The sequence below is a fragment of the Leptolyngbya sp. Heron Island J genome (assembly GCF_000482245.1).
GTDB lineage: Bacteria > Cyanobacteriota > Cyanobacteriia > Phormidesmidales > Phormidesmidaceae > Leptothoe.
The window spans coordinates 1-25,622 of sequence record NZ_AWNH01000063.1 but is presented as its reverse complement, the minus strand read 5'-3'; the positions used below and the strand labels follow the sequence as shown (position 1 = coordinate 25,622).

General features: G+C 48.2%; 24 protein-coding genes. 13 read left to right on the top strand and 11 right to left on the bottom strand.

Annotation, left to right across the window (positions count from 1 at the left end; translation table 11 throughout):
• Positions 1–437 precede the first annotated feature (437 nt).
• Entirely contained in the window at positions 438–575 is a 138-nt protein-coding gene (locus N836_RS76595; RefSeq protein WP_023073915.1) for a hypothetical protein, read from the bottom strand.
• A gap of 40 nt (positions 576–615) precedes the next feature.
• Between N836_RS76595 and sfsA the strand changes: the two genes are divergently transcribed.
• From sfsA to N836_RS57490, 3 genes are all read left to right on the top strand, one after another.
• On the top strand, positions 616–1,332 hold the full coding sequence (gene sfsA, locus N836_RS57500) for a DNA/RNA nuclease SfsA (protein ID WP_023073914.1): 717 nt from the start codon (positions 616–618) through the stop codon (positions 1,330–1,332).
• 547 nt (positions 1,333–1,879) lie between these two features.
• Positions 1,880–2,080, top strand: coding sequence for a DUF2811 domain-containing protein (locus N836_RS57495; protein WP_023073913.1), 201 nt, complete (start codon positions 1,880–1,882; stop codon positions 2,078–2,080).
• 296 nt (positions 2,081–2,376) lie between these two features.
• Positions 2,377–3,105 carry a PHP domain-containing protein gene (locus N836_RS57490; RefSeq protein ID WP_023073912.1) on the top strand — a complete coding sequence of 243 codons (729 nt, stop codon included), beginning with the start codon at positions 2,377–2,379 and terminating at the stop codon, positions 3,103–3,105.
• Here N836_RS57490 and N836_RS57485 read toward each other — a convergent pair.
• Both N836_RS57485 and N836_RS57480 read right to left on the bottom strand, forming a co-directional pair.
• Positions 3,102–4,328, bottom strand: a complete 1,227-nt coding sequence (locus N836_RS57485) for an energy transducer TonB (RefSeq protein ID WP_023073911.1) — start codon at positions 4,326–4,328, stop codon at positions 3,102–3,104. The genes N836_RS57490 and N836_RS57485 overlap by 4 nt on opposite strands.
• A 153-nt stretch (positions 4,329–4,481) precedes the next feature.
• A complete protein-coding gene (locus N836_RS57480) occupies positions 4,482–6,449 on the bottom strand; it encodes a cation:proton antiporter (protein WP_023073910.1) in 1,968 nt (655 codons plus the stop codon).
• 755 nt (positions 6,450–7,204) lie between these two features.
• Between N836_RS57480 and N836_RS57475 the strand changes: the two genes are divergently transcribed.
• A complete protein-coding gene (locus N836_RS57475) occupies positions 7,205–7,630 on the top strand; it encodes a hypothetical protein (RefSeq protein ID WP_023073909.1) in 426 nt (141 codons plus the stop codon).
• 28 nt (positions 7,631–7,658) lie between these two features.
• On the opposite strand, the gene N836_RS57470 is transcribed toward N836_RS57475, so the two are convergent.
• Positions 7,659–8,501, bottom strand: a complete 843-nt coding sequence (locus N836_RS57470; protein ID WP_023073908.1) for an acyl-CoA desaturase — start codon at positions 8,499–8,501, stop codon at positions 7,659–7,661.
• A 74-nt stretch (positions 8,502–8,575) separates the two neighbouring features.
• Here N836_RS57470 and N836_RS57465 point away from each other — a divergent pair, with 74 nt between their 5' ends.
• The 3 genes from N836_RS57465 (at position 8,576) to N836_RS57455 (ending at position 12,834) form a co-directional block, all read left to right on the top strand.
• Positions 8,576–9,805 carry a methionine gamma-lyase family protein gene (locus tag N836_RS57465; RefSeq protein WP_023073907.1) on the top strand — a complete coding sequence of 410 codons (1,230 nt, stop codon included), beginning with the start codon at positions 8,576–8,578 and terminating at the stop codon, positions 9,803–9,805.
• 92 nt (positions 9,806–9,897) lie between these two features.
• Positions 9,898–10,542: an ATP phosphoribosyltransferase gene (gene hisG / locus N836_RS57460; RefSeq protein ID WP_023073906.1), complete on the top strand. Its 645-nt coding sequence runs from the start codon at positions 9,898–9,900 to the stop codon at positions 10,540–10,542.
• 468 nt (positions 10,543–11,010) lie between these two features.
• Entirely contained in the window at positions 11,011–12,834 is a 1,824-nt protein-coding gene (locus N836_RS57455) for an ABC transporter ATP-binding protein (RefSeq protein ID WP_023073905.1), read from the top strand.
• Between the two features lie 20 nt (positions 12,835–12,854).
• On the opposite strand, the gene N836_RS0138535 is transcribed toward N836_RS57455, so the two are convergent.
• Positions 12,855–14,084: a pre-peptidase C-terminal domain-containing protein gene (locus N836_RS0138535; protein ID WP_023073904.1), complete on the bottom strand. Its 1,230-nt coding sequence runs from the start codon at positions 14,082–14,084 to the stop codon at positions 12,855–12,857.
• Positions 14,085–14,181: 97 nt separating this feature from the next.
• On the opposite strand from N836_RS0138535, the gene N836_RS57450 reads away from it, so the two are divergent.
• From N836_RS57450 to N836_RS57440, 3 genes are all read left to right on the top strand, one after another.
• On the top strand, positions 14,182–14,376 hold the full coding sequence (locus N836_RS57450) for a hypothetical protein (RefSeq protein ID WP_023073903.1): 195 nt from the start codon (positions 14,182–14,184) through the stop codon (positions 14,374–14,376).
• Between the two features lie 82 nt (positions 14,377–14,458).
• Complete coding sequence (locus N836_RS57445) at positions 14,459–15,208, top strand: PEP-CTERM sorting domain-containing protein (protein WP_023073902.1); 750 nt, start codon at positions 14,459–14,461, stop codon at positions 15,206–15,208.
• Between the two features lie 112 nt (positions 15,209–15,320).
• On the top strand, positions 15,321–15,869 hold the full coding sequence (locus N836_RS57440) for an HD domain-containing protein (protein ID WP_023073901.1): 549 nt from the start codon (positions 15,321–15,323) through the stop codon (positions 15,867–15,869).
• 143 nt (positions 15,870–16,012) lie between these two features.
• On the opposite strand, the gene N836_RS57435 is transcribed toward N836_RS57440, so the two are convergent.
• The 4 genes from N836_RS57435 to N836_RS57420 all read right to left on the bottom strand — a co-directional run bounded on the left by N836_RS57435 (position 16,013) and on the right by N836_RS57420 (position 19,775).
• On the bottom strand, positions 16,013–16,270 hold the full coding sequence (locus N836_RS57435; protein WP_023073900.1) for a hypothetical protein: 258 nt from the start codon (positions 16,268–16,270) through the stop codon (positions 16,013–16,015).
• Between the two features lie 412 nt (positions 16,271–16,682).
• Complete coding sequence (locus tag N836_RS57430) at positions 16,683–17,390, bottom strand: MAE_28990/MAE_18760 family HEPN-like nuclease (RefSeq protein ID WP_023073899.1); 708 nt, start codon at positions 17,388–17,390, stop codon at positions 16,683–16,685.
• On the bottom strand, positions 17,387–18,514 hold the full coding sequence (locus tag N836_RS57425) for a GmrSD restriction endonuclease domain-containing protein (RefSeq protein ID WP_023073898.1): 1,128 nt from the start codon (positions 18,512–18,514) through the stop codon (positions 17,387–17,389). Before N836_RS57425 ends, N836_RS57430 begins: the two co-directional genes overlap by 4 nt.
• A gap of 1 nt (position 18,515) precedes the next feature.
• On the bottom strand, positions 18,516–19,775 hold the full coding sequence (locus tag N836_RS57420) for a DNA methyltransferase (RefSeq protein WP_031293216.1): 1,260 nt from the start codon (positions 19,773–19,775) through the stop codon (positions 18,516–18,518).
• 310 nt (positions 19,776–20,085) lie between these two features.
• Between N836_RS57420 and pruA the strand changes: the two genes are divergently transcribed.
• Genes pruA through trpD form a run of 3 tightly spaced genes read left to right on the top strand, consistent with a single transcriptional unit; the run spans position 20,086 to position 24,377 of the window.
• On the top strand, positions 20,086–23,079 hold the full coding sequence (gene pruA, locus N836_RS57415; RefSeq protein WP_023073896.1) for an L-glutamate gamma-semialdehyde dehydrogenase: 2,994 nt from the start codon (positions 20,086–20,088) through the stop codon (positions 23,077–23,079).
• A gap of 58 nt (positions 23,080–23,137) precedes the next feature.
• Positions 23,138–23,275 carry a hypothetical protein gene (locus N836_RS75960; RefSeq protein WP_023073895.1) on the top strand — a complete coding sequence of 46 codons (138 nt, stop codon included), beginning with the start codon at positions 23,138–23,140 and terminating at the stop codon, positions 23,273–23,275.
• A gap of 37 nt (positions 23,276–23,312) precedes the next feature.
• Positions 23,313–24,377, top strand: a complete 1,065-nt coding sequence (gene trpD / locus N836_RS57410) for an anthranilate phosphoribosyltransferase (protein ID WP_023073894.1) — start codon at positions 23,313–23,315, stop codon at positions 24,375–24,377.
• On the opposite strand, the gene N836_RS57405 is transcribed toward trpD, so the two are convergent.
• On the bottom strand, positions 24,374–25,324 hold the full coding sequence (locus N836_RS57405; RefSeq protein ID WP_051394517.1) for an IS4 family transposase: 951 nt from the start codon (positions 25,322–25,324) through the stop codon (positions 24,374–24,376). The genes trpD and N836_RS57405 overlap by 4 nt on opposite strands.
• On the bottom strand, positions 25,315–25,518 hold the full coding sequence (locus tag N836_RS74750; protein ID WP_071789022.1) for a hypothetical protein: 204 nt from the start codon (positions 25,516–25,518) through the stop codon (positions 25,315–25,317). Before N836_RS74750 ends, N836_RS57405 begins: the two co-directional genes overlap by 10 nt.
• Positions 25,519–25,622: the final 104 nt, after the last annotated feature.

Genomic DNA, 25,622 nt, shown 5'->3' with positions numbered 1-25,622 from the left:
GAAGCCAACCACAAACTAACAGATTACTTAGGAATGAGGTTCAATTAGGCCCTATCTTTTGCCGTACAGGCGTTCCATGGAACGCCTCTGCAGACAACATTTTTGGATCTTATAAAATCCGGATCCCTTAGCAATTGGGCGCTCTGGAATTAGACACCGCCGCTTCGATCAAAAGAATCACTCGGAGCAAGACTAACAAAAACGACAAATAGCGTTAGTCTCTCGATGATCACCTTTCAAGGGCTGTATAAAAAGATATTCAAATCCGTACAGAAGAACAAAACTGAACTAAAGGCAAAACCACCCTGCTCTGCTGCCAGTTTGCATTCCACAATTTCACAGGAATTAGAGACTATCAAGTTTTGCCCCACAGTTCAATACGTATTTTTGCGGTACTGATGGTTGGACACGGTACATTGGCTGAGTATGCCGATGGTTTATGGGGGCTCAAAGCTAGCCAAAATTGCTGTTAATCCGACCCAATGCCCCATAACCAGGACATTATGGGCCTTTTTGCCATCGTTTGGCCGCTGCAGGCAGCGTTGTTCCAACGTAGGTAATAACCCTGATGACATCTCTTCTCTCGATGCTTTGCTCTGTTCAAAATAATTTCCTATGCTGCCAACCCAGGTCCACACGTTTCCTCCATTGCTAGAAGGCACACTGATCAGACGCTATAAGCGCTTTATGGCCGATATTGAACTAGCATCCGGTGAAATTGTTACAGCCCATTGCCCTAATACAGGCTCCATGAGTGGTGTGTGCCATGTGGGCGGACGGGTAATGGTGTCTAAGAGTGATAATCCCAAACGCAAGCTGGCCTATACCTGGGAACTTTCGGAGGTGCATGATAATGAGCCGATTTGGGTCGGTGTAAATACGGCGTTACCCAACCGTGTGATTCAAACAGCCCTCCATCAACGAGTGTTTGAGCAACTGGAGCCCTATGACACCATCAAGCGAGAAGTGCCCTATGGCACTAAAAGCCGCATTGATTTTTTGCTGACCACTGATGAACGCCCTATCTATGTGGAGGTCAAAAACTCAACCTGGGCTCAAAAACGTCTTTGCCTGTTTCCAGACTCTGTCACCACCAGAGGCCAAAAACATCTGCGAGAGCTGACAGCGCTCCTGCCTGATGCTCGGGCGGTAATGCTGTATTTCATTAACCGGGGAGACTGTCACCAGTTTGCCCCAGGCGATAGTGCTGATCCTGAATACGGTCAGCTGCTGCGGGCTGCGATCGCAGCAGGCGTGGAGGTATTACCTTGCCGTTTTGAAATTTCCCCCACTGGTATCAACTACATCGGCTTAGCTGAACTGTTGGTGTAGCTCAGAACACATATTAATCATGATTGTATAGTTCGCATGAACTATTTTAGGGATTGCGCACTAGCTTTTTGGTACTTTTTTATACATTTATTCAGTAGCTTCAAATACCTTTTGGCAACAAAATTGATTCTTATTTTTCCCCATACTTTTCCCCACACAATCCACAAGGTTTCCACAGGGTGATAGGGGTTTTCCACAGGTTTTCCACAGGCTGGCACGAAGGATGAACCCATGGCCTACATTCTGGGGATAGTGACATGGCTCTGGGAAATATGAGAAAAGGCCGGATCTTAGTAAACTAATGTTACAGAAGTAGGGCTGAAATCCTATAATTACCGTTCGCTTAACTTTGTCAATAGCGGTACTAAAATCATATTGCCGTTGACAACGCCTCATCTCGTTAGCAGAATTATTTGACCACCCCTTGGGTTATGCCGGTTCCAGTGACAGTTGTCGATGGGATTGGTGATTCCTTGCTGCCCTGCTGCCGTTCTATTTCTCAAGTTCTCAGAACGGACGTGCTGCAACTATTGAGGTTTTCCCATCCATGAAAATTACTGTTAGTATTCTGGCGGAGATTCCTGAAGAGCTTCATGAATCCCTTAAAGGGTATTTAGAAAGTCATCCTGCATGGGATCAAGATCGGGTATTCTCGGCAGCGCTTTCATTGTTCCTTTTGCAAAATGGTGACAGCGATCGTCGAGCTTCTAGGGTTTATCTAGATACCTTGTTTAACTACGCTGCCTAAGATGTTGGGCTGCCTAAGCTGTTGGTTGGATGAATAGGTCCTATCTACGATTCATCTAACTTGGTCTTCAATCAGCTATCAGGCTAGACTTCCCCTTGCCTAGAAGGTATTTGGTAAAAAATACCGTCCAGGTGAGGGGAATCCTTGATAAGTTTCAACAATTAAAAATCAGAGGTATTAGACTATATATTTAAAGTCTCCTTTAACGGTTGCTCTAGGAGCTGCAGGCTTTTAGAGCCTTAGGCTTCAGGAGGCTTGGGTATATTAGTATCATGCAATAGTTTTAAGCTCTATCCATGGCTGAGCCCTCTGCCAATTCCGGTTCGCGTTATCCCACTAGTCAAGCTGCTCAAGAATTAAAAAACATTTTTCAGCAGATTACTGACCAAAGCTGCCCCCACTACTACAACTTTCATATGCATACCCATTGTTCTGATGGGAAGCTGAGCCCCGGCGACCTGATGGAACAAGCAATTAACTTGCAGCTAAAGGGATTTGCGATTACTGACCACCACACTATTCGAGGATATCAGCAGGCCTGTCGGTGGTTGGAAAACTGGCGCTGGCATCATCCATCGACCTGGTCTGCTAAGCAGTCCCAGTTTAAGTTGCCCAGGCTTTGGTGTGGCATCGAAATTACGGCCAACCTGCTAGAGGTGGATGTGCATATTTTGGGCTATGCGTTTAATCCGCAGCATGAAGCCTTTAGAGGCTATGTGCAAGGCGGTGCTCCCAGTGGTGATCAACGGCAGGCTCAAGCTGTGATCCAGGCTATTCAATCGGCTGGCGGTATAGCTGTTTTAGCCCATCCAGTCCGCTATCGTCGTTCTCCTGAAGAACTGATCCCAGCGGCAGCCGCCCTGGGTATTGATGGTGTCGAAACCTACTACGCCTATGATCATCCGGCGGAATGGCGACCAACACCCGAAAAAACTGAGCGGGTTGAAAAGTTGGCCAATGCCTATGAGCTACTCAGTACCTGTGGCACTGACAGCCATGGTCTGACCCTGACCCGACGGATTTAAGGTTCTTGAGGTGCTTGAGAGTCTTCTGCAGCCGCCTCTTGCTGGTTGGTGCGTACGGTTTCCAAAATCTCCTCAGCACTTTTACAGGTCTCGGCATCATAATTCACAATTACCTCAAATGGATAGCGTACAGCTGTTTCTGTTTCCGGAAATTCGCTATTCATTAAGGTGTCAATGGCGGCTTGATTTAGATACTCATAGCCTGTGCTGCGGAGAACGGTCGGATTACTGGGGGTACCATCTGGGGCTACTAAAACACCAACTTCTCCATTCATAGGTGGATTAGCCGCACAGAGATTAGACTTGGCTTCCAGGTTTAACTCTCCTATTTCCGCAATTGCGATAGTGAGTTCAGCCTCCTCTTCTTCTTCGGCAGGTGTCACCCATGCTTGATAGTTAGCTTCAACTTCTTCAGGAGTAGTGTTAGTCGGGTCGTAGTTAAATTTAGCCTGTAGTCTCTCCAGACGACTGGGTTGGCTGTCTGAGCCAGGGTTGGCTGCAATTTCTGGAGTCTCATCTTCAGGCTCTGATGGTTGTTCAGACTGCTCCGGTAGTTCGGGCAATCCCGCTGGAGTTTCAGGTGTCTCAGCTGCAGGAGGTTGCTGTTGGTCAGGCTCTAAATTACTGGCTGATTGCTCTGGATCGGTCTCTGGGTTGACGATCACGCTGGGAGGAGGAGCCGGGATATTGGTAATAGCTGCGGTGCGTCGATCGCTGCTTTGCTCTGATCTAGAGGGTGTATTCCTAATCGAAAGATTAGGCCTCGGAATATATGGATTACGGAATGGGCGATTACGGTTTAGTAGGCTGGGCCTACTAAAGGATGGAGTGGTGATCTGGCTGTTGGAGCGGTTAAAAATATTAGGGACATTAGGGCGATTGAGCGTACTGGCATTCGGCAGGCTGTTAATCGTGGGAGGACGTGAGCTAATGTCGGGAATTGCTGGCAGCTGTGGTCGATTGAAATCGGGGAGTCGTCCTTGTTCTGCAGGGGTAAGGGTGACGAGGGGGACTGTGCGCGGTTCAGCGGCTGCACTATCCTCACTAAAGGCGGCGAAGGAGGCGGATGAAAAGCGCGGCATGGCGGCAAACAGAATGCCGTGAAAACTGAGTGATGCGATCGCAGCCACACCGTAAGGGCTGGTTAACATCTCCCTGATTTTACGTAGGGCCTTGGTTGTCAGGGATGAACGCTTGGAAGCTAGCTCGGGATGGTTAGACATGACGCATTGAGAGCACTATTTCCAAGTGCAAGGGGCTACTTGGTTGATCAGTAAAGAAAACACAGGGAATCTAATCAATCTACCTAATCAATCTAAATATTGAGATCAGCATAGACAATTTGGGAAAAAGTTGTGACAGAGGAGCGATCGCACTCACGGCGTTGGCACACTATCGGAGGATTGATCCTGAGGTTTGGCTGGTTCTGCAGCGGTGCTGCCATCTGACTCAGCTACCGTTGGCCCAGGAGTTGGTTCCGTAGATGGTGGTAACGTATCCGTGACCAACCGACCAGTGCGTTTTCCCCCTGATAACCGTTTGAGCAGCTGCGGTGTCGGGTCATGCATCAAATAAGTCACTGTATCTCCCGGTTGCCAGGTAACTGGACCCAGAACCACATCCAGTTTGCCATTCCGCTTTAGGGTAATGGGTAACAGATCGCCGCTACCAATCAATTTATTCAGCTGCTCTCGCTGCTTATCAAATTCCTCGGACTGGAGCTGGGTTGTTTTTAGCTCAGCAGCATCATCTTTCAGATACGTATTCCAGGTTCTAATCGCGAGGGGAGTCGGCTTGACCTTACCCCCTTTGCCATTTGGTTTAGGCTCTGCCTCTTTATCACTACGGGGCAGCACTGCTAAAACCCGAGGTGGTTGAAATTCTTCGGCTGCCCGTTCAGCTACCACGGAGTTGACTTCGCCATTGGTGGTCAAAGCCAAAAAGGTGCCAATGGAACTCAGTCCAGCTTCATCCAATAATTCAGCATCCAATGCACTGCTCAAATACACCCGCAGTCCATCCTTTCTAGCCAATTCGCAGGCCTCTTCATCAGTGTCAAACATCACCACTGATTCACCCTGCTGGTTAAACAAACGACCCACTAATCGGCCTACGGGGTTGCAGCCAACGATCACTACTCCGGTCGCATCGGCCTGGCTAATTCCCAAAAACTTAGCCACGCTACGGGCCGTGAGTCCCTGGATAAACACCGTCATAATGATGGTCAAAAAGACCAGAGCTTTAATCGAGTCGCCCCCGTTAATGCCCCGCTCAGTGAGCAAAATGGCAAACAAGGATGCCACCGACGCTGACACGATGCCACGCGGCGCAATCCAGCTCAAAAATAGCTTCTGCCGCCAGTTGAGATCGCTATTGAGGGTACAGGCATAGATATTCAGCGGACGCACCACCAGCATTAGGGCTAGCACCGTAAACACAGAGCCCAGACCGAGGGCAAACACACTGTCAATGGACAGATCCGCCGCCAGCAAAATGAACAGTACTGAAACCGAGAATACCGTTAGCTGACCTTTAAACCGTCGCAGGAGTCGTTCGTCTGGCACAGAGAGTGCTCGCAACACCAGGCCAGCGGTGACAGTCGCCATCAACCCCGATTCGCCACGCACTTCCTGGGCCAGGCCAAACAGTCCCCAGACGCTAGCCAGAACCACCAAGTTACGCAGTTCCTCTGATAAAAAATCGGCCCGCTTTAAAAATTGCCCCAGCAAAGCACCGCCAACGCCACCAATCACCGCACCAATGCTCAACCGCTGGGCTAGCCCGCCGACAATAAAGCCAACGTCGGTATCGCCGTTGAGTAAGATATCCAGCACCACCACGGCTAAAATCGCCCCGACAGGGTCAATCAGCACACCCTCGCCTTCTAAAATAGTGGCGACTTTTTTCTCAACTTGTACCTGGCGTAGCAGTGGGGTAATCACTGTTGGTCCGGTGACGACTACCAGGGAGCCATAGAGAAATGCCAACGGCCAGGGAAATTCACCAAACCAGTGGGCCGCCATGCCACCACCGAGCAAAGTAATAAACGTGCCGATGGTAATCAGGTTGCGTAGGCTGCCAGATACTTGACCCAATGCCCTCAGTTCTAAGTTGAGACCGCCCTCAAATAAAATTAGGGCGACACATAGAGAGACGATGACTTCGAGCCCAGTGCCAAGCACTTTGGGCTCGATCACCCCTAGCATGTCAGGCCCTAACCCTACGCCTAAACTGAGTAGAAAAATAATGCTAGGTAACCGAAAATACTCAGCGACAACCTGGGCAGTGATACCGGCTAGGACCGCTAGTACGATTTGCAGAGTGATATCAAACGGGGTTGCCATCGACTAAGTTCTGGCGGCTGCCTCACAGGCAAAGCCTAGACAATATAAAGCTAATAGGGACGTGAGTGAAAGTCTGGAATAACGGTAATAGCTGGTATAAACCCTGAGTAGCATTCAAATCCTTAATCTAGCATCTAATGTGTGAAGGGGACGGATGAAGTATCGACGTCACCCCTTAACTCTGATCGGGGTTAAAAAAAAAGGGTGGATCAAATCCACCCAAATCACAGGAGTTATAAGGAGATACGACAATACGACCGCCGGTAGCTCACCAAGGTCGAATGCCATGTTGGGTAGCAAAGTCAAAACAGCAGAAATCGCAAAAAATTGCGTTAATCCAACGTTAAAACTAGCAACCCACGCATATATCTTACTGGGAGTTTTTTGAAAACGGTTAGTCTGTGGACGCAGCTATGGGATTTTTTTTTCAATAGATAGTATTGAAGTCAGACAACGTTACAACCTGTAACAACTCTAAAATCGATCTTAACAATTGCTCGCATTCACAAAAGTAGTCGCTACTTTGGAATGAGGGAGAAAATGTAACAGACCGTTTTCGCATCTAGCACTTGAATTTGCCGCTGCTGATTTAGAGGATGAACCGATCTGTTAGAAACGCCATATATCAGTATCTTGCAGATGAAATCATAGTTCGGCTCAGCAACGCCTGAATTTTACATATCTGGCCGCTCGGGGTGGTTTTGCCCAATGGTCTTACATTTCGCTCCAGTCCCTAACCCCCTCTCTTCAAGCAAGTGCTGCGCAACCGAAAATTTTTTAAGGACCGAGCCCTGCGCTCCCAAAAGCTGGTTCAAAAAATAGATTTGAGTGAAGTTTACCCCTGTCCGACGTGTCGCCATCGGGGCAAAATTCAGGGCATTACGCTGACTGAGGCATTTGGTTGCGATCGCTGTCAGCAAATTTATGTGATTCGAGATGGCGGGTTTGGCCTGGAGCAGCTATCAGGAGCCCATCCCTATCGACGGTTGTGGCGTTGGACTGGCCATCAATGGAAGCAATACAGCCATCTCCCCGCCTCTGGCTGGCTGGGGTTATTGATCGTGATCGCCATACTGCTAGCCATCTCCGGATTTTGGCTGCTCTTGTCAACGTCCTTGAGGATTTTAGCGGTATTAATCGCCGGGCTAGTCGGTGGTGCCATTCTGACGACCCGGCAATAGTTTACGCTCAGCCCCTAAGTAGTGGTCCCTAAGTTGATAGAGCCGCCTGCTGCATATCTTCCTGCTTGGGCAACTTGATCTTGGTTGCTAGCCCCAGCTTAGCCAGCAGCTGAATGGTGATCCAGGTGACATCAACTTCCCACCATTTCAAGCCATGGCGTGCAGAAAATTGAAATGCGTGGTGGTTATTGTGCCAACCTTCACCATAGGTAACTACAGCAACCCACCAACAATTGGTGGAGTAATCACCCGCGTCGTAGGTCCGGTAACCAAACTTATGGGTGGCGCTGTTAACAAACCAGGTGCAGTGGTAAACCGCCACCAGACGCACAAAAATGCCCCACAGGACAAATGGCCAACCACCAACGGCGTACAGCAATAAGCCCAGGGCAATTTGCATCAGCAGGAAATACCGTTCACAGAATAGATAGAACGGATCGTTGGCAATATCCTTCGTCAGACGGGGTACATCGCTATCAGCAGGTACTTCATGGAAAATCCACCCCATGTGGCTCCACCAGAAGCCCTTTGTGGAGCTGTGGTGATCGACAGGCTGGTCAGAAAACGCATGGTGGTGACGATGTAGACCAATCCATTCGATGGGACCGTGTTGGCAAGCTAGACTGCCGCAAAATACAAAAAAATATTCCACCCACTTGGGGGTTTTAAAGCTGCGATGGGCAACCAGACGGTGCCATCCCAGGGTAATCCCCAAACAGCCTGTAAGCCAATGTAAAAAAAGCGCCACAGCTAGGGCGCTCCAACTAAAATTTCCTGGTAAAAATGCTAGTAAGGCAATGCTGTGTACAGCAACCATAAAGATGGCTGTAGGCCAGTTAATAGGTGGTTTTGGAACGTTTGCAACAGTCATGTAAAAATCTCAGCGTTAACGTAGGGGCCAACTTGCGTCACAATTAAACCCGCGCAATTAGCCCAAGTGAGCGAGTGAATAGCCTGAAGACATTGCAGCCAACAGAACAAGCACTATTTTCGATTTTTTACGCAATTGACTCCCAGGTCAAGGTAAATGTTGCACGAGTATTGACGGCGTTTCGTGCACATAAAGTGGGAACGCATCATTTCTCCGGGGTTTCAGGATATGGACACGATGATTTAGGACGGCAAACCCTGGATCGAGTATTTGCGACCTTGGTTGAGGCTGAGGCGGCAGCCGTTAGGGTGCAATTTGTATCAGGTACCCATGCGATTACCTGTGCGTTATTTGGGGTGCTGCGGCCTGGGGACGAGCTGCTGGCTGTGACTGGAGCCCCCTATGACACCCTAGAGGAAGTGATTGGTGTGCGTGGTCATGGGCAAGGTTCGCTGAAGGAGTTTGGGGTCAGCTATCGTGAATTGCCCTTGACTCCAGCCGCCACTGTAGATTGGTCAGGCCTCTCCACTGCGATTCGCCCCAATACAAAAATGGTGCTGATCCAGCGCTCCTGTGGCTATAGCTGGCGAGCTAGTTTAACCATTGAGGACATTGGGCGAATTGTGCGCTCGGTAAAGGCTCAAAATCCGGACACGGTTTGCTTTGTTGATAACTGCTATGGCGAGTTTGTAGAAACTCAAGAACCCACGGCGGTGGGTGCCGATTTGATGGCGGGCTCGCTGATCAAAAATCCTGGAGGGACGATTGCGACTACTGGCGGCTATGTGGCCGGACGTGCCGATTTGGTGGAAGCGGCTACCTGCCGTCTGACTTCACCAGGGATTGGTAGTTCGGGCGGGGCGACGTTTAATCAAAGTCGGTTGCTATTCCAGGGGCTGTTCCTAGCTCCCCAGATGGTGGGTGAAGCTTTAAAGGGAAATTATTTGCTGGCCCATACGTTTGACCAGCTGGGCTATGGGGTGAATCCGGCAGTGGATGCTGGGCAACGGGATGTGATTCAGGCGATTCGGTTAGCAGATCCGGATAAGCTAGTGGCTTTTTGTCGCGCAATTCAGCAGCATTCGCCGATTGAAGCCTATGTTGATCCGGTGCCTGCTGGGATGCCTGGCTATGACAGTCAGTTGGTGATGGCGGGGGGAACCTTTATCGATGGCAGTACCTCAGAGCTGTCGGCAGATGGGCCATTGCGGGAGCCCTATGTGGTCTATTGTCAGGGCGGTACTCATTGGACCCATGTTGCGATCGCAGCTGAAGCCGCCGCTCAGGCCATTGGTCCGGCATGACATCGACCGTAGAGAATCCAGAACGACCGATGACGTTTGTTTGTTAAGTAAATTGTTAAGATAACTACAGACTTTATACCCTGCCGCCCCAAATGATTACCGTCGCACTACCTAAGGGCTCGTTGCTCAAAGATACGATCCGGATGCTACAGGGGGTCGGGTTAGACTTTAGTGGATTTTTAGATAGCAGTAACCGGCAGTTGCAAATTGTTGAAAGCAGCGGTCGGGCTAAGGGGCTGCTGGTTAGGGCCCAGGATGTGCCCGTTTATGTCGAATATGGTCAGGCCCAGCTGGGAGTGGTGGGCTACGATGTGCTCTACGAAAAAGAACCTAAGGTTGCCCAGCTAGCAGATTTAGGTTTTGGCGATTGCCGGTTCTCTGTGGCCGTTAGAAAAGATGGCCCCTACCGTTCTGCCCTCGATTTGCCTCCTCACTGCCGCGTCGCATCCAAATTTGTCAACAGCGCCCGTCGTTACTTTCAGAGTATTGATTTACCCGTTGAAATTATTCCCCTGTATGGTTCGGTTGAGTTAGGCCCCATTACCGGCATGTCCGAGGCAATTGTAGATTTAGTCTCCACTGGACGCACCTTAAAAGAAAACAACCTGATGGAGCTAGAAGTGTTGTTTGAAAGCACAGCGCGATTAGTAGCCCATCCGCTCAGCTACCGGCTCAATGTTGATAATCTGAGTGAGTATGTCGACTTGATTCGTCAGCAGGCTATGGTGGCGGCCTAGGCTATCGTGTCTTTAATGAATTAATTAGGTGGAGATAGTCTGTCGATTGAAGGAGTTGACAATCGCTTTTTCCCCTGACTAAGGGGGCAGTAGCCTGGTCAAGTGTTGAGATGCCTCTGCCTACAGTACCTCCCCTTCTAGAGGTTACGGTATACACACAAGTGATTGGACATGGCATTTACGGTTGTATTACCCCCCTTAGTCAGGGGGTAACTTCAGTCCCCCTGACTAAGGGAGAGTTAAAGGAGGTAATTCAGGATTTTGCACCTCAATTTGAGATGTGTATGCTCAGCAGCTCCTGTTAAAGGGGAAAAGCAACTGTGAAATAATTTCGCTACTACAATTTTGTTACCGTTTGGCCTCCTAAAACTTCTCTGCATTTGTGCTCAGCTAACATAACGATATTTTTTCAATCATCAAACATCCTCCCCCATACCTCCTCCGCTCTAAAAGACCCATCAATCCCTTATGGCTTCTTCTTCAGTATCTACCGTTCAAAAAGGCGCTAATTACGACTGGCAGCTGTTTCAGCGTCTGCTTCCCTACATTCTTCGCGAGAAAAGAAATCTCGTTTTACCGCTGCTGCTGCTAGTGCCCCTGGCCTTTGCCCAGTCATTGCAACCTGTTCTGATTGGTCAGGCGATCTCGCTGATTAATCAAGAGACTGGTGCCTGGGATTTTTTGGTGGCGCGACCTTTACAGGATGGTTTAAACATTCTGATTATGTTGCTGTTGCTATGCATTGGGACTCGGCTAGCGTTAGACGGCTGGCAGAGTTTTTTAGTGCAGAAGGTGGGACAGGATATTACGCGCAACATTCGTAATGACATGTTTCACCATGTATTAGCGCTATCGATGCGATTTTTTGATCGCACGCCTGTGGGTCGATTAATTACGCGTTTGACCAGCGATGTCAATGCTTTAGGCGATGTGTTTTCCACCGGGGCTATCGGCATTTTTAGCGACATGTTTTCGATTTTAGTGTCGGTGGTGATCATGTTGTTGATCGACTGGCGCTTGGCCCTGAGCCTGATATTTTTGTTGGTGCCAGTAACGGCAGTTATTGTTTATTTTCAGCAGCAATATCGTAAGGCCAATTATCAGGCCCGAGAAGAACTATCGGCGCTGAATGCTAATCTGCAGGAGAATATTGCCGGAATTGAAGTGGTGCAGCTGTTCCGGCGAGAGAATTTTAATGCCAATCTGTTTCGTTCGACTAACCAGCGCTATATGCAAGCAGTTGATCGTACGATCTTTTATGATTCGGCAGTGTCGGCTACGTTAGAGTGGATTGCCCTGGTTGCGATCGCAATCGTTCTAGGTATTGGTGGCTGGCTAGTGCTCGGTGAAAACATGGAAATCGGCACCCTCACCACCTTTATCCTCTTTGCCCAGCGTCTCTTCGAACCACTACGCCAGTTTGCCGACAAATTCACTGCCATTCAAGCCGGATTTACCGCCGTCGAGCGGTTAAATGACCTCCTAGATGAACCCATCGAAATCAAAGACATTGATGATCCAGCAATCCTCCCCGAACCCATTGACCAACGCGGCAATGTACTCCCTGGTGAGATTCGGTTTAATCATGTCTCCTTTGGCTATAAAACCGATGAATACGTTCTACGAGATTTAGACTTCACCATTCGTCCCGGCGAGAAAGTTGCATTAGTTGGACCCACGGGGGCTGGGAAAAGCTCCATTATTCGCCTACTCTGTCGCCTTTATGAAGTCAGCAAAGGACAGATTTTGCTAGATGGCGTTGATATTCGCGATTTGGCCCAAGAAGACCTGCGCACACGCATGGCGATTATCCTGCAAGATGGATTTCTCTTTTCAGGCGATGTCAGCAGCAACATCACCCTGGGTGAAGAGTATACCCCTGCCCAAATCCGCCATGCAGCCGAGTCGACCAACGTTGCGGGCTTTATCGAAAAGCTGCCCCAGGGCTATGACACCATGCTGCGGGAGCGGGGGACCAATCTCTCTGGTGGTGAAAAACAGCTGTTAGCCTTTGCCCGTGCAGCCATCCGCAATCCTGGCATTCTAGTTTTGGATGAGGCCACCGCCAATTTAGATGTGGGTACTGAAGCACAAATTCAGTCCGCCTTGAATACGCTGCTAAAAGATCGCACAGCCATCATCATCGCTCACCGGCTATCGACCATTCGCAATGTGGACCGGATTTTGGTGCTGAAGCAAGGCCATCTAGTAGAACAGGGGAGCCACGATCAGCTGTTAGCAGCAGATGGGCTATATGCCAGTTTGTATAAGCTGCAGATGTTAGGGCAGTAGGCTGAGCATGGTCGAGGCTTTTATGCTTCACAGTTATCCACTAAAGCCGTTAATGAGTATTCGCCCCCTAAATAACCGTAAGTGCCAATATACCAGCGACCGCTGCTTAGCTCTGGTCGAGTTGGATCGTTGAGGATAACAGTCTCATTGCTGCCATTGAGCCAGGGCCGAAAGTCATAACTACTTAAAGATGGTTCTGCCTGTTGACGCACATAGAGATCGACATCGCTCCTATGATCTTCGTTGGCTGCCATCAGCTGGATTTCTACCTGAGTCGTTCCACTGGGAATATCAAAATAATACTGTCGCCATCCGCCGTTACTCACATTTTCTGTGATTGTTCGACAGCTTCTCAGGGGCGACGAGCCCAGACGTTGCTTAGGAATAAAAAAGTCTTTAATCACAGCCATATGCTGCATATTGGATGCATCGCTATCGTTACGGCGAATGGGTTCAACGTCTGACAGGGGAGAATAGACTCGACTGTCAAACACGAGACCGTGGGAAAATGTATTTTCCCCAATTTCAACCGGCACTTCATATTCCTGCAAGTCAATATCAGCAAATACCCAATCATAGGGACGACTGCGACTAGCGTTAGTATCGATGTCACCGTCCTGGTCGATTGGATAGGGTGGCCGAGTATTCACCACATTGCCCAAAGTTTGCAACGCAGATTCTGTAATATTGCGAGTATTTAAGTCTCCGCCAATCACCAATAAGTCTTGATCAGGAACATGCGCTTGAACAAACTCAACCAGAGCATTGGCTTGAATATTGCGTGTATTATCACTACGGGTAAGAAAATGTACGCTGATGGCCCACAGATCCTGCTCACCAGGCAGATCAAGTTTAGCCCAGGCAAAATCGCGATTGCTGACGGCAGGATCGTCCCATTCACCTGATTCTAAGATGGGATAGCGGCTGATGATACCGTTGGGAATTTGGGCATCGTATTCGCGATAGTAGACAAACTCTTCTCCAAAGGTGGTGTCAATCCACGCCTCAATGTCGTTCTCAGAGTTGTCACCGATATTGAATTCTTGGATGAGAACAATATCCGGTGTGAGACCCTGAAAGATACGAGTACCTTCGCCTGGGTCGTAGGATTGGAAATTACCACTTGTGGTATTGGCGGCCATGATGCGCAGAGTGGTTTGGGCGGCAGTGGGTGGTGAAATCGCCACCCAAACAGAAATAACGGCCAATAACCAGACAGGCGACACACGCTGGATTAGGGAACACACCATGATAATTTCCTCAAGGAGGCATACTTTTGTTGTAACTAGCCTGTAAGCATTGTGGCGTAAGACGGTCACCTTTATTTGTAATTGTGGGCATTTTGCAATGACTCTATGGATTCCGGATGTGTATATCAAAGCCTGGAATTTTGCGGCAGATGCCCATCGCCCACTGCCCACTGCCCACTGGACCCACTGGTACTCAGCCACCACTGGTACTCAGCCTCTGACTGAGTACCAGTGGTGGCTCCAGCCCATCCGGCGGGGAGTTATCCTATTGAGATTCGTTAATGAATGGTAGCTTCGCGTCAGTGATGGCTTAGCTTAAAATTACTTGCCTACTATAAATTTTCCAGTCAAGCTAACTTAAATTGGTCGTTTTTATGAACGCTACCTACAAAATTTCTGCCATTGCTCTTGGAGGGATGGCCTGTACTGTTCTGGCAAGTTTGCCAGCTACTGCCATTACGTTTGTCTCTGATCGGTCAGCACTGCAGGGGACTGATAGTCTGGATTGGTCAAGTTTGGGTAGAGTGTTTACTGGTGTGCCTGATCCTAACGTGTTTTTAGGTGATTCGTTTACTGCAACAACAGAATCAGGCCTAGGGTTGACAGTGGAAATTCCGGCAACAACTAACCCAGCGATTTTGCCCCCATTTGTTTTTCAGACCCTTAGTGGCGGAATTGAAACCAACTTTGCGGATGGAGATTTTATTCTCTTTACAGGCTTGTTGCCTGCACCCCCACCGGCTCCTGGTAATCCGGGGCCAGTCACACTGATTTTTGACCAACCTGTTGCGGCAGTTGGCAGTCAGATTGCTGTGGATGATATTTTCTCATTTACTGGTTTTATTTCTGCCTTTGACATTGATGGCAATCTTCTAGATACGTTCTCAGCGCCGGGGTCATCGTCCTTAGCCTTAGATAATTCTGCTGCCTTTTTTGGGGTAGCTAGCGACGAGGCCAATATTGCCAGGGTTGCATTTAGCAGTTCAGTGTCTACCAGTGCAATTGGGATTAATGCTCTGAGTCTTGTGCCTGGGACAACAACATCCGTTCCTGAACCTGCAACAACAGTTGCCTTACTGTTGGGGTGTGGGTTGATGGTGGGTTATCGCAAAACGCTAGCCTAATTGTTGCCTATTGATTTCCTTTTGGGAGGAGAAATATCTCCTAAAAGGAAATTTAGTTCACTGGTTTGAATGTTTAGCGCTATCAGTTTCTGACACTCATCACTCACTACCTATGAACCTATGGACTCCAGATGCATACACAAAGGCGTGGAATTTTGCGGCGGATGCTCATTGGGGGCAACGAGTGCCAGGTACGGAGCGCCCCTACATTAATCACCTGGGTAATGTGGCAATGGAGGTGATGCGAGCGATTGCGGCGACACCGACAGTGCAGCAGCCAGATTTGGCGGTGCAGTGTGCGCTGTTACACGACACGATTGAGGATACTGCCGTGACTTATGAGCGGGTGGCGTCGGAGTTTGGGTCGGAGGTGGCGGCTGGGGTGTTGGCGTTGAGTAAGGATCTGGGGCTGCCGAAGGAAGAGCGGATGGCGGATAGTTTGGAGCGGATTCGGCAGCAGCCTGGGGAGGTGTGGATGGTGAAGCTGGCGGATCGGATTAGTAATTTGCAGGAGCCGCCGAGGCATTGGCGGCAGGAGAAGATTCGGCGGTATAGGGCGGAAGCGGAGATGATTTTAGAGGCGTTGGGGGAGGCGAATGAGTGGTTGGCGGGGCGGTTGAGGGATAAGATTGTTGCCTATGAGGTTTATGGTGAGACATGAGGGGATGCCATCTTCTTAGGAGCGTTGCATGCAACGCTCCTACGGTGTACCAGAATGGAGCCTTTGGCTCTGGCTTTTGGCAGTTGCTAGAGGCAAGAGTTGCGTGCCCAGCGAGACGCTGGGTACGAGGGGCGAGGAGGTGTCTACAAGCGTCTGACTAGCATGCTGATTACTTCGTCTGGCTCTGGTCTTAAAATTAGCCGATTATTGGGCACTTCGATCAGGGGGCTCCACTGGCTGGTTTCCATATAGCGCAGATTGTGGAGCAGGTGAATGGTCTGACGAATATGGCTGGGATGGCCGAGCAGTATATGGCGAATGGAGCTGCCTGGGGGCAGGCTGCTGGAAAAGTCGGCAGGTAGACTGGGCGGCACCTGGGGTGCCTGGTTTGAGAAGGTCATAGGGGCGTTTTCCTTTGGTTAATGGGTGGTTTTAACCACGAAACGACAGGGAGGAAATGCCCCCAAAAAGTTAGCCACCCTGCAACTAAAATCAGGGTGGCTGTAAAATGCTCACAGCTCACCAACTGGTAGTAGCAGTTGGAGGGTTAGCGGGGTGTTGGTGTTGGTAGCACCATCATCTCGCGCAGCTAATTTTTTGGGTGCGAAAAACAACTGAGGTCAGTTGCTTATTGTGTAGGCTATCAGCCCCAGATCGCTGAGTCAAGCATAGGGTGGGCAGGCTATAATGTCTGTCCAATTAATGGTAGCTCAGCCTCAATCCACGCTTTTCCTGAAGAGTCGAATGCCGGAGTAGGGCCAATTCTCAGGATTTTGCACAAGGCCATATTTCACCGGACTGTGATGAATATACTCAATATGCCGAGATCTTAGATGATGGGATCTTTAAAAACTCTTTTGATCCATACGCTGTTGTAAGCCTACCTGAGATTGAACTAATAATATTCCGAGAGCAGTCTAAAAATATCTGATATTCTTTATCTTCAATTCCTGCTTTACGCTTGCCGTGAGCAATATCATTCCTCACATTAAGTAGTCTAGTCAAAGGTGAATAAATACTCTTTAAGTCCTCATATTCAAGACCAACTTGGAACAAGAGTTTTTCTAAAACCTCCTTGCCAACATTATTATTAGTGTCTATAAAACTTTCAGGAATTGATATTGGATGGCTGTAAAAGCCTCCGATATTCTCAACAAATTCTATATCCCTTGAAAAACGACGTAGATATTTATCATCTGAAGATGAATTCTTAAGAAGCTTGCTTCTCATATCTATATTTCTAAGTGCATTAAATTCCTTATGCAAGGCAGCGGCAGCAATAGCAGGTTTAACATCAGAACAAACAAGATTCTCTTTGTTGATTTCATCAACATAAAGTGAGAAGGCAAATTGAACAAAACCTTCAATATGAGCATAGATAAGACACAAAATAGCTCGACGCATCAACTTTCTATCGTTGTCATTGCTTAAAGCCCTTTGATTATTATCTAAAAAGCGGATTTCAGATTCTCTCCACTCGCGCTCTGTTTCCAATTGAGCCTGAAAATTCTCTAAATTCATATATTTATTTCAGATAATTTATTGGTGGCTATTTCAACCCTTCGCTTGAGTGGTCCTGGTGAGTTTTTACCACCTCCTGTCGTAGCCGCAATAAAGTCCTTATCCGCTTTGAGCACTTTAAGCTTATTTTTCACTTGTTCAATATGGGAATCATTGTCAACATCTATTTTTTGTAAAACTGCCTGTATTCCTGTGCAAATTGCTTCAAAGTGATAAACAGAGAAATTTGATTGAATTTTATCTTTGCCATGCCTACCAAATGCTTTGTTGCCCAAAGCCCTACTTAGAACAGAAAACGTCTTGTCAAAAATTTTTTCTTCTGATGAATAATCAAAAATAATTTCTTTATCATCAGGATCTGATATTTTCTCCATATATTCAGTAAGAAAATCAGCAACGTCATGCACAAAGTTTTGCCTATGATTCTTGAAGGCAAGAAAACGCAAGACAAGCTCCTGATCAAAGGCATTTAGGCTTTGAGTATAGGAAATATTTTCAATACATTTTTGATACTTTTTGTTTTTGCTTAGGCCTATGACAAAGTCTATAAATTTTGAGTCTAGCATTCGTATGGTGCAGTTTCGGAGCTGTTGTTGACTTAATGGTTCTCCTCCAGTATTTAACCTTTTAAACATATGATATCTAAATCTATTGTCACTACCCTTTCGAACAACTTCAACACGTACAAAAGCTCGCTTTAGTCTGATTTTTAGCGAAGTAGGAAGAGTTTCAAAGGTAAAACCATTTAAGTCTGTCACAATATCGCATTCTTGCAGTTCTAGAAACTCACCTTTTTTTACGGGAGGGCTTAAGTGATTGGCTTCAAGTGCACCACGTAAATGTAAGTATGATGAAAACCTTTGTAGACCGTCAATAAGCTGATAGGAACCAACTTCTGACTCAACAACATATATTGGTGGAACAGGCATTTCAAGTAATAAAGATTCGATAAATCTCGATCTAGCTCCGGGAGTCCACCTAAAAAGCCTCTGATAATCTGGATTTATATCCAATTCTTTGTCACTATACATGGCAAAGAGCTCATTAAAGGATAAGTCCAGACTTTGGGTGTGAACCTTATCTACCTTCTTTTCTAGAGATAGAATCAAGTCTTCTTTAGTCATATCAACCTCCTTTTCTAAAGCACAAAACTGCTTCTGAAACGGACGTATTTTTACGATAGGTTTTTCCTTTTAAATTAACATTTGCCATATTCTGCTTGTTCTCAAATTCTGAATGCGTTACTAGCCTTAGGTTATTTTTCTCTGCCATATCTATAACTATTCCTGGTAAATCACAATACACATCTTTATAAAAAGAGCCTTGCACTACACAAACAAACTTTCCCATATATTTAAGAACCCTATTGATCTCCTGGATTGATTTATCCAAAGATATAAAATATTGAGTGAAATTTTTGTAATAGTAAGATTTAGATGCTTTTGATGGATGAGCTTTAACCATATGGAGAAAACTCAAACACTTTTCTCCAATTGCATTGGTTATGCATTGCGGTTTTTTAGGTACTGTTGTGGTTCCCATTAGGCTTCTTCGAATTAACTGAATCTCACTGATTCCACCTGTTGATAAAAGAGCTAACTCAGGAAGTGTAGCTACTCCATAATCTATTCTTGTGCAGTAGGGAGGTGAGGTTAGAACAAAGTCAATAGAACTATTTTTTGATGGAATATCTAATGATGATCCAATAATGAATTGGCTAGGTTTATAAGGCCATTTTTTGCTTTTGGTTTTTAAACCATTGTAAATTTCATCTAAGATTTTTAGGTACGTTTCCTTAATATCTTTTGGTCGAATTTCTAGTTTGTCTGAATCAGTTTTTGGCTTTTTTATCCATGTTGGATTAGATGGAATAAAAGGCTTTAGATAATATCGAAGAGTCTTAAATAATGCTGTATATAGTAAGCATTTTTTAGTGTTTAAGGAGTTGACAGCTTGATTGGTTGATTTTTTCTTTGTATTTGCTAATATTGCAGTTTCTATTCTTCTTATACTATTGATTGTTGTCCTTGAAAACCATATTCCTAAAGGATCGGAGATGGTGTCTTGAACGGATATTCGTGGAGAGAGAAAAAGATCTCTTATGTCAAGTCCTTCGATATCATTTGGAGTTGCTTGCTTTGCCTTTGCAATGATTTTCATGACTGGATTGAGGTCTATCCCGATCGATGAATATCCGGCAATTGATGCCATAAGTGTAGTTGTTCCAGATCCATTCCATGGATCTAAAATGACTGAGGTGCTATGGAGATTGCTTGATTCGATAATCCTTCTGGTAAATACGTGGGAGTAGCCAGCATAGTAGTCATACCAATGTGGTTTAGTAGTTATCGATTCATTTGATCGTTTAGGATTGGTGATTAGCAAATTAGTGTCTGGATAATCTGTACTGGCGATAGCTCATATATTAAGCCCAGACTGTGTATCTAGTTAATATATGACTCCGCTTAGCCCTCGGGGGCGGATTGGCTGATAATGGCAGATTTTGACTTTGCTCAGTCCTCAGGTGAATATCTGGGGGAGCAAAGCCGAATCCAGCGGCACGGCCTACCAGCCCCATGTCATCATCTCTGTAAACAAAACTATCCGTTTGCAACAAAGACGCAGAAATTACAAACAAAACTTTAGCTAGTGAACACAATGGGAAATAGGCACTCGCACAATCGGAGGTCACCCCATGGTCGTCCAAGGTACACCCACCACACCCACCGCTGCGCCTGCCTACGAAACCGCCACCCAAATCATCGCTAAAGAGCTGCTTGCCCAGACCAAAGAACACCATGGCTGGCTGGGGCAAATTCGCGATCGCATCCAACTTCACGATCAGCTCCTCGCCTTCGCCATGGCCAACCCCGGCCTGCGCGTCCAGCTCTTCCGCCTGATCGACTGCCTTCCCGGGCTCTCCGACAAAACCGAAATCGCCCGCCACATTCGCGACTATCTAAGCCAAGACATCGTTGAGCTACCCGTTCCCCTTAAAGCACTGCTCAACTTTACCCAACCCGACTCAGTCCCCGGTCACCTGGCCGCCACCACCTTTTCCACCACCGTCGCTATCCTTGCCAAAAAATACATCGCAGGGGAAACCATCGACCAGGTATTCAAAACCCTAAACCACCTCAAAAAACAAAATCTCACCTTTACCCTAGATCTCTTGGGTGAAGCCGTCGTCACCGAAACAGAAGCCGAAGACTATCTCAACCGCTATCTGTTGTTAATGGAACAACTGGCGGCTTGGTTCCCTAGCCAACAAACGTCCCCTTCGACTACGCTTAGGGAACGTCTACCTAATGCTCAAGTTTCAGTCAAATTAACCGCCTTTTATTCCCAGTTTGATCCCTTAGACCCGATTGGTACTCAAGCCAAAGTCAGTGAGCGCGTCCGCAAATTGTTGCGTAAAGCCGAAGAGCTAGGCATCGCCGTCCATTTTGACATGGAACAATATGTCTATAAAGATCTCACCTTGGCAATTTTGAAAGAGGTGCTGATGGAACCTGAATTTCGTCAGCGTAGCGATATTGGCATCACCCAACAGGCCTACTTGCGAGACAGCTATCAAGACTTAAAAGAGATTATTCGGTGGCTCACTGAGCGCGGTACCCCCCTCACCGTCAGGCTGGTTAAAGGAGCCTATTGGGACCAGGAGATGATTAAGGCGATTCAGCACGGCTGGGCACCGCCGGTTTATCGCCATAAGGTTTCCACCGATGCCAACTTTGAACGGATGACTCGGCTGCTGTTGGAAAACTATAGCGTGGTCTATGCCGCCATTGGTAGCCATAATGTGAGATCGCAAGCCCATGCCCTCGCTATTGCCAATGCTTTCCACGTTCCTGATCGGCACCTTGAGCTACAGGTACTCTACGGCATGGCCGACAAACTAGCGGGTGCTCTGGTGAATCGCGGCCATCGCGTCCGCGTCTATTGTCCCTATGGCAACCTGATTCCAGGCATGGCCTACCTTATCCGTCGCCTGCTAGAGAATACCGCCAACACCTCATTCCTGCGCCAAAGGCTAGAAGCTACACCCACAGCCGATCTCTTAGCCAAACCAGAATTCACCGACATCGACACCCAGCCTGCCGAGCCAGTAGCCCTTAACCAGTTTGCAAATGCCCCCGATACCGACTATGCCCAGACCCAAGCAAGACAGGTAGCCCAGCAGGCATTAGCCCAGGTGCGCAAGCAACTGGGTCAAACCTATTGGCCTTGGGTCAATGGCCAGTACTTGCAAACAGAAACCCTGGTGCCGTCCGTCAATCCCTCCAGCCCCAACGAAATCGTTGGTCATATTGGTTTACTGGACGCTGCCCAAGCCGATGAAGCTGTTGCCGCTGCCAAAGCGGCTTTTACCACCTGGCGACATACCCCAGCTTCAGACCGAGTTGCCTGCCTGCGCCGAGCGGGTGAATTAATGGCCGCTCGCCAGGCAGAACTGGCCACCTGGGTTGTTCTAGAGGTGGGTAAACCCCTGCGGGAAGCCGATGCGGAGGTTTCAGAAGCGATCGATTTTTGTCGTTACTATGCTGACGAGATGGAGCGTTTGGATCGAGGTAGGGCTGCCGATCTGCCTGGAGAGACCAATCGGTATCGCTATTTTCCTCGCGGGATTGCGTTGGTGATAGCACCGTGGAATTTTCCGATTGCGATCGCAACTGGTATGACCGTCGCCGCCCTCGTCACTGGCAACTGCACCCTGCTCAAACCTGCCGAGAACTCTGCTGTCGTTGCCGCTAAGCTAGCCGAAATCCTGATCGAAGCTGGTTTCCCTCCTGGCGTCTTTCAGCTAATCTTCGCCCAAGGCTCCACCGTGGGAGCCCATCTCGTCAAGCATCCCGATATTCACCTGATCGCTTTCACAGGTTCCAGAGACGTTGGCTGTCGCATCTATGCCGATGCCGCCCAGCTTAGCCCCGGCCAAAACCATCTGAAGCGAGTGATTGCTGAAATGGGAGGCAAAAACGCCATCATCATTGATGCCAGTGCGGATCTCGATCAGGCCGTGCAAGGTGTGGTGCAATCCGCCTTTGGCTACAGTGGGCAAAAGTGTTCCGCCTGCTCACGGGTGATTGTTCTAGAAGACATTCACGATACGTTTGTGCAACGACTGATCGAGGCAACCCGTTCCCTTAATATCGGTGCTGCTGATTCTCCTGGAACTAAGGTTGGTCCAGTGATTGATGCCACGTCTCAGCAGCGGATTCAAGAATTTATCAAGCGTGGAAAACAGGAGGGAGAGATGGCTCTCTCCATGGAACCCCCAACTACTGGCTACTTCATCGGTCCAACTATCTTTACCCAAGTTTCTCCTGATGCCCAAATCGCTCAGCAAGAAATCTTTGGTCCTGTGGTCGCTGTTATCGCAGCAAAGACTTTTGAAGAAGCGCTTACTGTTGCCAACAATACTGACTATGCTCTCACAGGTGGACTCTACTCCCGCACTCCTGAACATATAGAACAAGCCCAAACCGCCTTTGAAGTTGGCAACCTCTACATCAACCGAGGCATCACCGGTGCCATTGTCGCTCGCCAACCCTTCGGCGGCTTCAAACTCTCCGGCGTTGGCTCAAAAGCTGGGGGTGCCGACTATCTCCTCCAGTTTATGGAACCCCGCGTAGTCACTGAAAACATCCAACGCCAAGGATTTGCTCCCATTGAAGGCTTTGATTAACAGAATAGTTTTGTAAGATATAGCAACGTGAAGGTTTTACCCCCTAATCCATAAGCCCATGGTCAAACCCCTAACCCGATGGACGGTTGCCGACTATCACCATATGATTGCCACTGGTCTGTTGGCGGGGCGATCGGTAGAACTTATCAATCTTAAGTTTGCTCTACGCCATCGCCTTTTGAAATCCTTTGTGTAGTAGCGTTATTGACTGAAGTCGTAAACGCCCTACTGCAATGACAACCAACTGGTCTAGTCTGCTACAGCAGCTCATTGATAAGCAGTCCCTCTCAGTCGAACAAGCTGAATCGCTGATGCAGGGCTGGTTGACGGAAGCGATTGATCCCATTATGTCCGGAGCGATCCTGGCGGCCTTACAGTCAAAAGGCTTCTCCGCAGATGAGCTAGCAGGTATGGCCCGAGTCTTACAGGGCCAGTCCTTGGGTGGCATGCAGGCTGATGACTCATTACCTACACCCCGTATTGATACCTGTGGCACGGGGGGTGATGGTGCCTCTACGTTTAATATCTCCACCGCTGTGACGTTTGTAGCTGCCGCCGCAGGCATTCCCGTAGTCAAGCATGGTAACCGTTCAGCATCAAGCAAAGTGGGTTCTGCTGATGTGCTGGAAGGGTTAGGTGTGGACCTGAGTGCGCCTCCTGAAAAAGCTAAGGCAGCCGTTAAAGAAGTCGGTGTGACATTCCTGTTTGCCCGCGGGTGGCATCCAGCGATGAAGGCGGTGGCTCCCATTCGCGGCACGTTAAAAATTCGGACGGTCTTTAACCTACTGGGGCCTTTGGTAAATCCCTTGCGGCCTACCAGTCAGGTAATTGGTGTGTTTGACCCATCGGTTATTTCTACCATGGCCGCAGCGTTGAACCAGCTGGGCATGGGGCAAGCCATGGTACTCCATGGCCGTGAAGGGCTGGATGAAGCTGGTTTGGGAGATGCAACAGATGTGGCTGTATTAGCCAATGGTCAAGTGTCAGCCCAGGTGCTTGACCCGCAAAAGCTAGGTTTGGCGAAGGCTGACGTAGCGGACCTACGTGGTGGCGAGCTAGAGGAAAATATGACCATTCTACGCAATGTGCTTCAGGGTAAGGGTACCCAAGCTCAGCAAGATGCCGTAGCTCTAAATGCGTCCCTGGCCTTGCAGGTAGGGGGTGCCGTACCAGGCGATACCTTTGAGGCGGCCTGTGCTCAGGGTGTGACAAAGGCCAAAGAGATTATTGCGAGCGGCGCAGCATGGGACAAGTTGGAACAGTTAGTGGCTTTCCTGAAAGGGAGACACAACGGCTAAAGCGTATCTAGGACAGCTTCTATAGCTCTTAACCCTCGTAAATGATACTCAATTTTGTTTCGGTCGAGTCTCATCAAAGCCTGAACTTGTTTGTGGCAACGGTGCCAAAAAGGAACCCAGCGATAAGCGGTTAATCCGACATGAAAAGCACTGTGTCGCTTTTGGTTAAGGCCTTGAGTTTCGGGTCTAGCAATATACTTTTGCAACGCCTTCTGTTTAAGCCGCTGTCCCTGAGTGGTCGCACAAGTATAGGCAATGGCGATTAAGAGCACCATGGTCATAAATCGCCTGCCCTCAACTCGCGTTTTTTCGAGGCAGTAGCCCCCTAATTTTAGGTCACGAAACAGTTCCTCTATGGAGAACCTCTTCTGATATCCTGAGATCGCCGCATCCAGGCTATCGAAGTTGGTGAGAATATACCAAGGTTCGTCAGGTGCAAAGCCCTGGTAACGTCGCTTCCATTTTCCCGCGACCTGAACCGGTCCAAACCCTTTGCTTTCGGTGACCGTAATTTGATTGAAAAAACAGCTCATTCCTGGTGTGAGTTCAAGCTCAGAGAGGGCTATCCAGTCATCATTATTGGACTGAATGTGGGTTGATTTCTTCTGCCGCAGACAAAAGTAACACTGCTGCTCACCCAGCCAACAGGCCAAGTCTACCGAGCAAAACTCTCGGTCACCGAGTACCACTACCTTGTAGTCTGAGAGTCTCGATAAGGCTACTCGCAGTACTTTACGCTGAGTCCTGAGGTTGCTATTACCCAGATTCTTTAGCCGTTGCCAATAGAGCGGAATGGCTCGGTTTCGCCAGATCAAACTCACCATCAACAAATTGATCTGCCCCCAACTTGTGCGGTCGATAGCCACGTACACGGTGCTACCTCTAGTCACCTGCTGATGCCTTAGGAAAACGGTGAATAGGCCCAGCCAGAGACGATTTACATCCATGGCACCCAGCATAAGGAACCGTTGTACTTTTTTCGCCGACTTTCAAATAGAATCGGCAGCGGCAGGGCCTCAGCTATGGTCTCTAGTCGCACATCACGGATCGTGTGCACGACCGTGACTAACAATGACAGTAACAACGACTGACGGGCACTGAGCTTCTTCTCTAGATAGCTTTGGTAGATTGACGGTATCATAGGTCGTGATAGGTCGTGTTCGTAAAACTAGCCTATCTTTTTTTATCTACCCATTCTTAACCACTGAAGTTATAGGCCTTTCAGCAGTTGTGTAACCCCGTCAG

Coding starts and splice junctions, on each gene's coding strand:
- N836_RS57445 (WP_023073902.1), top strand. CDS start 14,459: ATGAACGCTACCTACAAAATTTCTGCCATTGCTCTTGGAGGGATGGCC.
- N836_RS57405 (WP_051394517.1), bottom strand. CDS start 25,324: ATGGATGTAAATCGTCTCTGGCTGGGCCTATTCACCGTTTTCCTAAGG.
- N836_RS57440 (WP_023073901.1), top strand. CDS start 15,321: ATGAACCTATGGACTCCAGATGCATACACAAAGGCGTGGAATTTTGCG.
- trpD (WP_023073894.1), top strand. CDS start 23,313: ATGACAACCAACTGGTCTAGTCTGCTACAGCAGCTCATTGATAAGCAG.
- N836_RS57495 (WP_023073913.1), top strand. CDS start 1,880: ATGAAAATTACTGTTAGTATTCTGGCGGAGATTCCTGAAGAGCTTCAT.
- N836_RS57480 (WP_023073910.1), bottom strand. CDS start 6,449: ATGGCAACCCCGTTTGATATCACTCTGCAAATCGTACTAGCGGTCCTA.
- N836_RS57470 (WP_023073908.1), bottom strand. CDS start 8,501: ATGACTGTTGCAAACGTTCCAAAACCACCTATTAACTGGCCTACAGCC.
- pruA (WP_023073896.1), top strand. CDS start 20,086: ATGGTCGTCCAAGGTACACCCACCACACCCACCGCTGCGCCTGCCTAC.
- N836_RS75960 (WP_023073895.1), top strand. CDS start 23,138: ATGGTCAAACCCCTAACCCGATGGACGGTTGCCGACTATCACCATATG.
- N836_RS57455 (WP_023073905.1), top strand. CDS start 11,011: ATGGCTTCTTCTTCAGTATCTACCGTTCAAAAAGGCGCTAATTACGAC.
- N836_RS57450 (WP_023073903.1), top strand. CDS start 14,182: ATGACTCTATGGATTCCGGATGTGTATATCAAAGCCTGGAATTTTGCG.
- N836_RS57485 (WP_023073911.1), bottom strand. CDS start 4,328: ATGTCTAACCATCCCGAGCTAGCTTCCAAGCGTTCATCCCTGACAACC.
- N836_RS0138535 (WP_023073904.1), bottom strand. CDS start 14,084: ATGGTGTGTTCCCTAATCCAGCGTGTGTCGCCTGTCTGGTTATTGGCC.
- N836_RS57425 (WP_023073898.1), bottom strand. CDS start 18,514: ATGACTAAAGAAGACTTGATTCTATCTCTAGAAAAGAAGGTAGATAAG.
- N836_RS76595 (WP_023073915.1), bottom strand. CDS start 575: ATGTCATCAGGGTTATTACCTACGTTGGAACAACGCTGCCTGCAGCGG.
- N836_RS57435 (WP_023073900.1), bottom strand. CDS start 16,270: ATGACCTTCTCAAACCAGGCACCCCAGGTGCCGCCCAGTCTACCTGCC.
- hisG (WP_023073906.1), top strand. CDS start 9,898: ATGATTACCGTCGCACTACCTAAGGGCTCGTTGCTCAAAGATACGATC.
- N836_RS57490 (WP_023073912.1), top strand. CDS start 2,377: ATGGCTGAGCCCTCTGCCAATTCCGGTTCGCGTTATCCCACTAGTCAA.
- sfsA (WP_023073914.1), top strand. CDS start 616: ATGCTGCCAACCCAGGTCCACACGTTTCCTCCATTGCTAGAAGGCACA.
- N836_RS74750 (WP_071789022.1), bottom strand. CDS start 25,518: ATGATACCGTCAATCTACCAAAGCTATCTAGAGAAGAAGCTCAGTGCC.
- N836_RS57430 (WP_023073899.1), bottom strand. CDS start 17,390: ATGAATTTAGAGAATTTTCAGGCTCAATTGGAAACAGAGCGCGAGTGG.